This is a genomic window from Aestuariivirga sp. (assembly GCF_044238155.1).
Lineage (GTDB): Bacteria > Pseudomonadota > Alphaproteobacteria > Rhizobiales > Aestuariivirgaceae > Aestuariivirga.
In genome coordinates this window covers 1-9,748 of sequence record NZ_JBIIDX010000133.1, presented here as the reverse complement: position 1 = coordinate 9,748, position 9,748 = coordinate 1, and the positions used below count along the sequence as shown (strand labels likewise).

At 62.0% G+C, this 9,748-nt stretch carries 7 protein-coding genes, 1 other RNA gene and 1 pseudogene; all 9 read left to right on the top strand.

Annotated features, from left to right (window positions below):
• A pseudogene (locus tag ACILRN_RS13185) lies at positions 1-361 on the top strand (hypothetical protein); the annotation flags it as partial.
• A complete protein-coding gene (locus tag ACILRN_RS13180) occupies positions 358-2,022 on the top strand; it encodes an amidohydrolase (protein WP_395688985.1) in 1,665 nt (554 codons plus the stop codon). The pseudogene ACILRN_RS13185 and the gene ACILRN_RS13180, both read left to right, overlap by 4 nt.
• Positions 2,023-2,081: 59 nt before the next feature.
• Positions 2,082-2,481, top strand: an RNA gene (rnpB, locus tag ACILRN_RS13175) — RNase P RNA component class A.
• Between the two features lie 116 nt (positions 2,482-2,597).
• Positions 2,598-3,587: a 16S rRNA (cytosine(1402)-N(4))-methyltransferase RsmH gene (gene rsmH / locus ACILRN_RS13170; RefSeq protein WP_395688990.1), complete on the top strand. Its 990-nt coding sequence runs from the start codon at positions 2,598-2,600 to the stop codon at positions 3,585-3,587.
• Positions 3,588-3,941: a cell division protein FtsL gene (gene ftsL / locus ACILRN_RS13165; RefSeq protein ID WP_395688983.1), complete on the top strand. Its 354-nt coding sequence runs from the start codon at positions 3,588-3,590 to the stop codon at positions 3,939-3,941.
• Positions 3,938-5,647 carry a peptidoglycan D,D-transpeptidase FtsI family protein gene (locus tag ACILRN_RS13160; protein ID WP_395688980.1) on the top strand — a complete coding sequence of 570 codons (1,710 nt, stop codon included), beginning with the start codon at positions 3,938-3,940 and terminating at the stop codon, positions 5,645-5,647. The genes ftsL and ACILRN_RS13160 overlap by 4 nt, the downstream gene beginning before the upstream one ends.
• A gap of 10 nt (positions 5,648-5,657) precedes the next feature.
• Positions 5,658-7,115: a UDP-N-acetylmuramoyl-L-alanyl-D-glutamate--2,6-diaminopimelate ligase gene (locus tag ACILRN_RS13155; protein ID WP_395688988.1), complete on the top strand. Its 1,458-nt coding sequence runs from the start codon at positions 5,658-5,660 to the stop codon at positions 7,113-7,115.
• Entirely contained in the window at positions 7,108-8,532 is a 1,425-nt protein-coding gene (locus ACILRN_RS13150) for a UDP-N-acetylmuramoylalanyl-D-glutamyl-2,6-diaminopimelate--D-alanyl-D-alanine ligase (RefSeq protein ID WP_395688978.1), read from the top strand. Before ACILRN_RS13155 ends, ACILRN_RS13150 begins: the two co-directional genes overlap by 8 nt.
• Positions 8,532-9,620: a phospho-N-acetylmuramoyl-pentapeptide-transferase gene (mraY, locus tag ACILRN_RS13145; protein ID WP_395688976.1), complete on the top strand. Its 1,089-nt coding sequence runs from the start codon at positions 8,532-8,534 to the stop codon at positions 9,618-9,620. The genes ACILRN_RS13150 and mraY overlap by 1 nt, the downstream gene beginning before the upstream one ends.
• Positions 9,621-9,748: the final 128 nt, after the last annotated feature.

Below are 9,748 nucleotides of genomic sequence, written 5' to 3'. Positions count from 1 at the left end.
ATGGCTGTTCTATCTCACGAATACGCTGCAGGAAGAGCTGCAGCATTGGTGGCACGCCGATCATTATCTTGACAGTTCTGCCTCCCGCGAGGAACTCAAGTCGATATCGGAGCGGCGCATGGCCGGCATGTTCGGCAAGATTGATGCCGGGCTTGCGGCAACCGGACCCTACATGCTGGGGCGGTCGTTCTCCGCCGTTGACATCTTTCTGGCCATGCTCTGTCGCTGGACGCGCGGCATGGGGCGGCCAGCTACCGACTACGCCCACATCAAGACGCTGGTCGGCCTCGTGACGTCACGTCCCGCCTGGGAGGCGATGATGGAAGCAGAAGGCATCGGCTGGGAGGGCCCCCGCCCATGACGGCTTCTCTCATCATAACCAATGGCCGGCTGCTCACCATGGACCCGTCGCAGCCAAGGGCAGAGGCGCTGGCCGTGTCCGGAAACCGGATCAGTCGTGTCGGCAGCCATGCCGAAGTCATGGCCTGCAAGGGGGGCGCCACCCGAGTGATTGACGCTGGGGGCGGCACAATTCTGCCGGGCTTCGTCGAGAGCCACATGCACCTTTTTGCCGGGGCGGCGGAGCTCAGCCACCTGAACCTTTTCGGCACCCGCGGCCTGGCCGAGCTCAGGTCGCGCATCGAAGCCTATATCCGCGACAATCCCGGTGACGATCTGATCATCGGCGAACAGGCTGACTACGTGATCATCGGCGAGCATGAACCGCTCTCCCGCCATCATCTTGATTCGATCGTCCGCGACCGTCCGATCCTCGTCTATTCGCCGGACCACCACACCGCCTGGGCCAATACGCTGGCTCTCGAGAAGGCTGGCATGCTGAGGGGCCGAACGCTCGGTCCAGGCAACGAGATCGTCATGGCCAAAGATGGCCTGGCCCGGGGTGAATTGCGTGAAGGCCAGGCCATTGACCCGGTCCGGGCCTTGTCCCGCAAGGGCATGCGTGACCGGCTGGGACTTGTGACTGGCGGTGAGCCAGACCCTTATCCTGCCGGGGCAGAGTTTGAATCCGACCTTGAAATCATGCGCACCGGGCTTGCGCACGCTGCGGCGCACGGCATCACTTTCATTCAGAACATGGATGGAAATCTTTACACGCTTGAACTGCTGCAGGAGTTACAGAAGCGCGACAGCCTCACGGCCCGAGTGAGAGTGCCGTTCCACTTCAAGAATTTCATGGATCTGGCGATGCTCGACAAGGCGGAGGACATGGCCAGACGCTATCGCTCGGATATGCTGTCCTCGGGGTCTGTGAAGCTGTTCATGGACGGAGTGATCGATTCCGGTACCGCGGTGATGATGGAGGACTATGCCGATCGGCCAGGCTGGCGTGGCGAGCCGCTGTTTGAAGCCCGGCGTTTTGCCGAGATTGCCATTGCTGCGGACAGACGTGGCCTGCAGATTGCCGTACATGCCATTGGCGATGGCGCCGTGCGCATTGTGCTCGATGGTTACGATGCTGCGATCAAGGCCAACGGCCGGCGCGACTCGCGCCACCGGGTCGAGCATGTCGAGGTCATCCACCCGGATGACATTCCCCGGTTTGCTGCTCTGGGGGTCATCGCCTCGATGCAGCCGCCTCATCCGCCCGGCTGTCACGGCCTGCCGCTGGAACCTTACCTCTCGCGGATCGGCGCCGCGCGCTGGCCTCATGCCTTCGCATGGTCGGCCCTGCGCCGGGCGGGCGCAAGGCTTGTGTTCGGTACCGATTGGCCGGTCTCCGACATTGACCCCCTGTGGTCAATTCAGTCGGCGATGACCCGTGTACGCTGGAACAACTCGATGCCCGACAATCGCCAGAGCCTTGCCGATGCCCTCCACTCCTACACCGCCGATGGCGCCTATGCTGGCTTCATGGATGGCAAGACAGGTGTTCTGCAGGAGGGCCTGCTCGCCGATATCTGTCTCATGCCAGTCGATCTGGAGGCCGCTGATCCCTCTGCGCTCCGTGCGATCAGCCCGCGCTTGACGGTATGCGATGGCCGGGTGGTTTTCGGTCAATAGCTGAGAGGCCCGAGAGAAGCGCATTGATCTTGGCCGTCAAAGCGCCTACCTCCCAGAAGCCAGCTGGTCGGATGACCGCCGCCGCATGTCTCGAAAGGGCGCGGGGGAGGAAAGTCCGGGCTCCATGGAAACACGGTGCCGGGTAACGCCCGGCGGGGGCGACCCCAGGGAAAGTGCCACAGAAATGATACCGCGACCCGGGCCTCGGCCTGGCGCAAGGGTGAAATGGTGCGGCAAGAGCGCACCGCGCCGTCAGCAATGACGGTGGCAGGGCAAACCCCACCGGGAGCAAGACCGAATAGGGGTGGCGGGGCGGCTGCAAGGCTGTCGGGGCCGTTTCCGGCCCAGCCACCCGGGTAGGTTGCGTGAAGCGTCCGGCAACGGGCGTTCCAGATGAATGGTCATCCACTGCGGGGCAACTCGCACGGACAGAACCCGGCTTACAGACCGGCTGGCATTCTCCTTCGCCACAGGCGAAATCGAAACCATTTGTTAAGCGGGCCGGCGGCAATGTCTGCTGACGATTAACGCCTTTTTCACCGTGACTTAGGCTTCCGATGGCCGCCGCCCGCTCGATCTCTGACCGCCCCCATGTGCCGGTAATGCTGGCTGAGGTGTTGCGTGCTCTCCAGCCGCACGATGGCGGCGTTTATGTTGATGGCACGTTCGGCGCCGGAGGGTACAGCAGTGCCATTCTGGTGGCTGCCGACACTCGTGTGGTGGCGATCGACCGAGATCCCACCGCGGTCCGTGCCGGTCAGGCCTTGCTGCAAGCCTTCGCGGGGCGCCTGACTCTGGTTGAAGGTCGGTTCTCCGATATGGAAGCACTGGTCATTGCGACGGGTCAAACTGTCATTGATGGAGTTGTGCTTGATGTCGGTGTGTCCTCGATGCAGATCGACGATCCGGCGCGCGGGTTTTCTTTCCTGCGCGACGGGCCCCTCGACATGCGCATGAGCGGTGAGGGTCCGAGTGCTGCGGATGATGTCAACATGCTGCCGCAGGAAGAACTCGCCGATATCATTTTCAAGTTTGGTGAAGAGCCCCGCGCCCGCGCCATCGCCCGCGCCATTGTGGCGGCGCGGGTTGAGGCTCCCATCACCACGACGCTTGGACTGGTCCGTGTTATCGAGCGCGTCACGGGTCGGCCACGGCCCACCGACCGCATTCATCCGGCGACCCGCACCTTTCAGGCCTTGCGCATTCACGTGAATGCCGAGCTCGACGAACTCACACAAGCCCTGTGTGCGGCCGAGCGGCTGCTCTCTCCGGGTGGGCGTCTGGTTGTGGTCACCTTTCATTCGCTGGAAGACCGCATCGTGAAGCAGTTCTTCGCGTCGCGCTGCGGGCGGCTGCCCTCGTCCTCGCGTCATCTGCCGGCTGCAGCGGAAGGTCCTGAACCGTCATTCCTGCCAGCCTTCAAGGGCCATGTTGCGGCCTCTGATGAGGAGGCAGCTCTCAATCCCAGGGCCCGCTCTGCCAAGCTCAGGGCGGCTGTCCGGACATCCGCGCCGCCCTTCGTCCGGCCTGCCCGCGCTGGCACGCGCCGAGGGACGCGTCACTAGATGCACAAGTTCCTGAATTTCATTCTCATCTTTACACTGCTGGTGTCGGGCTTCGTTGTCTACTCGCTCGAACACGCCACCCGCGGCCTGGAGCGCGATATCGCGCGGCTCAAGCGCGAAATTGGCGAGGAAACGGAAAACATGAGGCTTCTAAATGCCGAGTGGTCGAGCCTCACCCGTCCCGACCGGCTGCACGCTCTGGCCGAGCAGCATCTTGGCCTTTCTACTTTGAAGGCGGGTCAGATCGTGAAGTTCGAGGACATCGTGAATCACGTGCCGCCCGAACCCATCATCAAGCTCGAAGCCCAGGGGTCCGATCCCATCGGCGCCATCATTGGTGAGTTGCAGCAATGACCGAGGGCATGTCCGCCAAGGCTCTGGAGGAACAGGCGTCCCGCCGTCTGGGTGGGCAGAATCGTATCAGGCTGCTTGGCATCTGTTTCGCTGCGGCATTTCTGGCCATTGCTGCCCAGCTCACCCATCTGACGCTGTTCCCCAAGTCTGATGAGAGCAGCGTCCGTCCCGTCGTCGAGGACCGTCTGCCGCGTCCGGATATCGTCGATCGCAATGGGGTGTTGCTGGCAACTGATGTCGCAGTGGCCTCTATCTTTGCCGATCCTTCGAAGATCATCGACATTGACGAGGCCGTCGAATTGCTCACGGCCACCATGCCAGATCTCAATGCCCGCGACCTGCGCCGCAAGCTCACCACGGCCAAGCGCTTTGCATGGATCAAGCGGCAGGTGTCCCCGGAAGAGCGCGACGCCGTCTATAATCTTGGCATTCCCGGCGTGAGCTACGTCAACGAACGCCGCCGCGTATATCCGCAAGGCCGGCTTGGTGCCCATGTGACGGGCTATGTCGATCTCGACAACAAGGGCATTGCCGGCATCGAACAGTATCTTGACAATCAGGGCGCAATCTACACCGCATCGCTTGCCGATCCGGCGGAGCACCGCAGCGCACCCGCCCAGCTATCCGTCGACATGCGGGTGCAGGCCACCATGATTGACGAGATCTCGGATGCCATCATCAAGTTCGGGGCAATTGCGGGTGGCGGCATTGTCATGAACGTCAAGACTGGCGAGATTCTTTCGCTGGTGTCGCTGCCGGATTTCAATCCCAATCAGGAGAAGAAGAACTTCACCAGAGACCAGCAGAACCGCATGACGAGCGGTGTCTATGAGTTGGGCTCCGTGATCAAGGCGGTAACCTTTGCCATGGCGCTTGACTATGGCACAGCCAGTCTTGAGAGCAGGTTCGATGCGCGCTATCCACTGGTGATCGGCAGTGCCCGCATCAGTGATTTTCGCCCGCAGCGCCGGGTGCTGACGCTTCCTGAAGTTTTCACTTTTTCCTCGAATATTGGTACGGCGCGCATGGCCCTTGAGGTTGGTACTGAGCGTCACCAGGAATTCCTGCGGCGCGTCGGTCTGATGGATCGCTTGCAGACGGAACTGCCCGAAAGTGCCCGGCCGTTGCTGCCCCGCCGCTGGAGCAAGCTTGCCACCGCGACGGCGGCTTTTGGCCATGGATTTGCCGTGCAGCCTCTGCAGGGTGCAGCCGTGGTGGCGGGCCTGATCAATGGCGGGCATCTGATTGCCCCGACTCTCCTTCGGCGTAGCGAGCAGGATGCGCTCGCCTTGTCACGTACCATCGTGAAGCCTGAAACCAGTGCCCTTCTCCGCCAGCTGTTCCGGCTGAATGCACAGGTGGGATCGGCATCTAAGGCCGATGTGATCGGCTACCGGGTTGGCGGCAAGACGGGTACGGCGGAAAAGGTGGTGAACGGCCGCTACTCGAAGGATAACCGGATCACCTCCTTCATTGGTGCCTTCCCAATGGATGATCCGCAGTATCTGGTTCTGGTCATGCTCGATGAGCCCAAGGCAACGCCCGGGACATACGGTTTTGCGACAGCTGGCTGGAACGCCGTTCCAACGGCTGGCAAGGTCATTGAGCGCATCGCGCCTATGCTGGGCGTTGAACCGGTTTTCTCAGCCGAAGATCTGGAAAAGATAGCCAAGCTCGAGGCCAAGCAGGCGACCGAGAAGGAATGATGGGCCGTTGCTGAAGACACTGGGGCAGCTGGTTGATGGTGATGCGGTGCTTTCGGGTGCCGTGGCCAGCCTGCGCGTGGCCGGGCTGACGTCCGACAGTCGGCTTGTCAGGCCGGGTTTCGTTTTTGCCGCACTCCCCGGAACAGCTGCGGACGGTGCAAGCTTCATTCCACAGGCTGTGGCTCAGGGTGCGGTTGCGGTCGTTGCTGGCGAGCGCGTGCAGGCATCTGGCGTGCCACTGGTTGCCAGCGGCAATCCGCGCCGTCTCTATTCGCTCATGGCGGCCCGCTTCTTTGGCGCCCAGCCGGACACGGTCGTGGCCGTCACGGGCACCAGCGGCAAGACATCGGTTGCGACCTTCGTGCGCGAGCTGTGGGGCGCGCTTGGTTTGCGTGCCGCAAGTCTCGGAACGGTTGGCGCTGTTTCGCCGTCTGGCAACGTGGCGCTCGAACACACCACCCCGGATGCCATGACCCTGCAGCGCATTGCCGCTGATTTCGCGGCGGAGGGGGTCACACATATGGCCATCGAGGCTTCGAGTCATGGGCTTGATCAATATCGCATGGACGGGCTTCGGCTCTCGGCGGCTGGTTTCACCAATCTCTCGCATGATCATCTCGACTATCACCCGAACCTTCAGTCCTATTTCGATGCCAAGATGCGGCTCTTTGAGGACCTGCTGCCACCAGGCAGTCCTGCCGTCGTCAACACTGATACCCCACATGGCGAGGCGGCCGCGGAGCGTGCCCGGGCGGCGAAGCTGGATGTCTGGAGCGTGGGTCGTAACGGACTTGGCATCAGGCTCTTGAATGTTGCGCGTGAGACGGCGGGCCAGCGCCTTGAGCTGGATGTCCGGTCGCAGCGGTTCAGCGTGATGCTTCCTCTTGTGGGTGATTTCCAGGTTTCGAACTCGCTCGTCGCTGCGGGGCTTGTCATCAGCACGGGAAGCGATGCCGCGCGTGTCATCGCGGCGCTTGGGCAGATCAAGGGTGCGCGTGGCAGGCTCGAGCTCGTCGGCCGCAGCAGGAGCGGGGCGCCGGTCTTCGTCGATTATGCCCACAAGCCTGATGCCTTGGAGAATGCACTTGCCGCTTTGCGTCCATATGCGGCGGGGCGGCTCGTGCTCGTGTTTGGCTGTGGCGGCGACCGTGACCGTGCCAAGCGGCCACTGATGGGGGCGATCGCCTCGCGCCTGGCCGATGTGGTCTATGTCACGGATGACAACCCTCGCAGTGAAGATCCGGCCCAGATCCGTGCAGCCATTCTGGCGGCCGCGCCTCATGCCATCGAAATCGGTCACCGCGCCGATGCCATCCGTGCTGCTGTTGCGGATCTGTCTGCCGGGGACGTAATGGTCGTCGCGGGCAAAGGGCATGAGGAAGGCCAGAAGATTGGTAAGCAGACTCTGCCGTTCAGCGATCACGCGGCAGTTCTTGCTGCCATTGAGGGGCGTGACGGCCATGGCTGAGGCGCTCTGGACCATCCAGGAATTGCTTGCGGCCACTGGCGGGCGTCTGCATGGCACGGTGAAAAAGCCTCTCACCGCCGTCAGCATTGATTCTCGCAGCATTGCAGAGGGCGATGTGTTCGTCGCGATCCGTGGCGAACGCCATGATGGCCATGATTTTGTTGCACCCGCCCTCGCGGCGGGTGCGGGGCTTGCCGTAGTCTCGCGGGTCACGCCGGAGATGCTGGCCGCTGGTCCGGTGCTTGAGGTGTCCGGTGACCCCTTGCGTGGTCTCGAGAACATGGGCCGCGCCGCACGTGCCCGGTGCCAGGGTCAGATCGTGGCTGTCACTGGAAGCGTGGGCAAGACTTCAACCAAGGAAATGCTGCGCACGGCGCTCACGGCCTCAGGCGCAACCCACGCGTCTGCTGCATCCTTCAATAATCACTGGGGCGTGCCACTGACGCTCGCCCGCATGCCGCGCGAGACCGCCTTCGGCGTCTTTGAGATCGGCATGAACCACGCTGGTGAAATCACCCCGCTGGTTGCCATGGTTCAGCCGCATGTGGCGATTGTCACCACCATCGCTGCCAGCCATCTCGGTAATTTCCCCTCGCTTGATGCCATTGCAGACGCCAAGGCCGAAATCTTCACCGGCCTTGTCCCGGGCGGTCATGCCGTGATCAGCCGTGACACGCCATACTTCGACCGGCTTGCGGCGGCTGCCCGTCACTGCGGTGTTGACGCCATCGTGTCATTCGGCAAGCACCCCGAGTCTGATGTGCGGTTGCAGCAGGCAGCACTCCATGAAACCTGCTGCTGCATCACTGCCAGCGTGATGGGCGAGACCATCATCTACAAACTAGGCCTTCCAGGCGAGCACATGGCGCTCAACAGTCTTGCTGTTCTGGCTGCCGCCAAGCTGACAGGCGCAGATCTGGCCCGTGCTGCACTGGCGCTGGCAGCCGCGCGGCCGGCCAAGGGCCGTGGCGTGCGTGAAACGCTGGCCATCGCAGGAGGCGAACTGCTGCTGATCGATGAAAGCTACAATGCCAATCCGGCTTCCGTTGCTGCGGCACTCGCCCTGCTTGGTAGCGCCCGGCCGGGCAAGCGTGGCCGGCGCATTGCCGTGTTGGGCGACATGCTGGAGCTTGGCGCGAGAAGTTCCGAACTTCACGCTGGTCTGCTGGCGCCACTGAACGATGCCCGCGTTGACCTCGTGTTTGCCTCTGGGCCGCATATGGCAAGCCTGTGGTCCGGCATAGAGCCGGAGAAGCGCGGTGCCTATGCGGAAAACTCGGAGGGCTTGCGCGAGGCGTTGCTCGGCAGCCTCAGGCCCGGCGATGTCATCATGATCAAGGGCTCGCTCGGCAGTCGCATGGGGCCGCTTGCCGAGGCAGTCCGCTCTGCTCATCCTCCTGTAGTGAAGGACACCTGATGCTTTTCCTGTTGCTGACCAGCCTGTCCGATGACATTTCCGCGTTCAACGTGTTCCGGTACCAGACGACGCGTACCGGGCTTGCGATCATGACGGCGCTGGTCTTCGTCTTCCTGTTTGGCCCGCGCATCATCTCCCTGCTAAAGATCAAACAGGGCAGGGGCCAGCCCATCCGTTCCGATGGACCACAGCGCCACATCGTTGAAAAACAGGGAACGCCCACCATGGGTGGGCTGATGATCCTGCTCGGCATTTTTGTTGGAACCCTGTTGTGGGCCGATCTGCGCAATCTCTATGTGTGGGCTGTCCTGTTCGTCACACTCGGTTTCGGGGCAATCGGCTTCTATGATGATTTTCTCAAGGTGACCAAGGCCTCGACCAAGGGGTTTTCCGGCAAGGTTCGGTTGCTGGCCGAATTCGCCATCGCCGGGGTGGCGGTGGGAATCTTCATGTGGATTGGGGAGAAGCCCCTTTCCACGTCTCTTGCCGTGCCGTTCCTAAAGGATGTTCTGATCCCATTTGGCATGTTCTTCATCTTCGTTGGCATGTTCGTGGTGGTGGGTGCTGGCAATGCGGTGAACATGACGGATGGTCTTGATGGCCTGGCGATCGTTCCGGTGATGATCGCGGCTGCGAGCCTCGGCCTGATTGTCTATCTGGTCGGCAACTTCAATTTCTCCAACTATCTCGAGCTGCATTTCGTGCGCGGGTCTGGCGAACTGGCGATCATCTGCGGCGCCATCGTCGGTGCAGGGCTTGGCTTTCTGTGGTTCAACGCGCCTCCCGCCATGATCTTCATGGGCGACACGGGCTCGTTGTCACTTGGCGGCGCGCTTGGTGCCATTGCGGTGGCCGCCAAGCATGAGATCGTGCTCGCCATCATCGGTGGTCTTTTCGTGCTGGAAACGCTCTCCGTCATCATCCAGGTGGCATCGTTCAAGATGACCGGAAAACGGGTTTTTGCCATGGCTCCCCTCCACCATCACTTCGAGCAGAAGGGCTGGAAGGAGCCGACCATCGTCATAAGGTTCTGGATTATCGCCATCGTTCTGGCGCTGCTTGGCCTTGCAACCCTGAAGCTGAGGTAGACTGTGTTCCCGGCGATCACATTCAAGGGCAGGAAGATCGCTGTTTTCGGGCTGGCGCGCTCCGGCACCGCCTGTATCGAGGCGCTGAAACTCGGCGGTGCCGAGGTCCATGGCTGGGATGATTTTGC

Excerpts from the sequence above, each read along its gene's own strand:
- ACILRN_RS13180 (WP_395688985.1), top strand. The coding sequence starts at position 358 with ATGACGGCTTCTCTCATCATAACCAATGGCCGGCTGCTCACCATGGAC.
- ftsL (WP_395688983.1), top strand. The coding sequence starts at position 3,588 with ATGCACAAGTTCCTGAATTTCATTCTCATCTTTACACTGCTGGTGTCG.
- ACILRN_RS13160 (WP_395688980.1), top strand. The coding sequence starts at position 3,938 with ATGACCGAGGGCATGTCCGCCAAGGCTCTGGAGGAACAGGCGTCCCGC.
- ACILRN_RS13150 (WP_395688978.1), top strand. The coding sequence starts at position 7,108 with ATGGCTGAGGCGCTCTGGACCATCCAGGAATTGCTTGCGGCCACTGGC.
- mraY (WP_395688976.1), top strand. The coding sequence starts at position 8,532 with ATGCTTTTCCTGTTGCTGACCAGCCTGTCCGATGACATTTCCGCGTTC.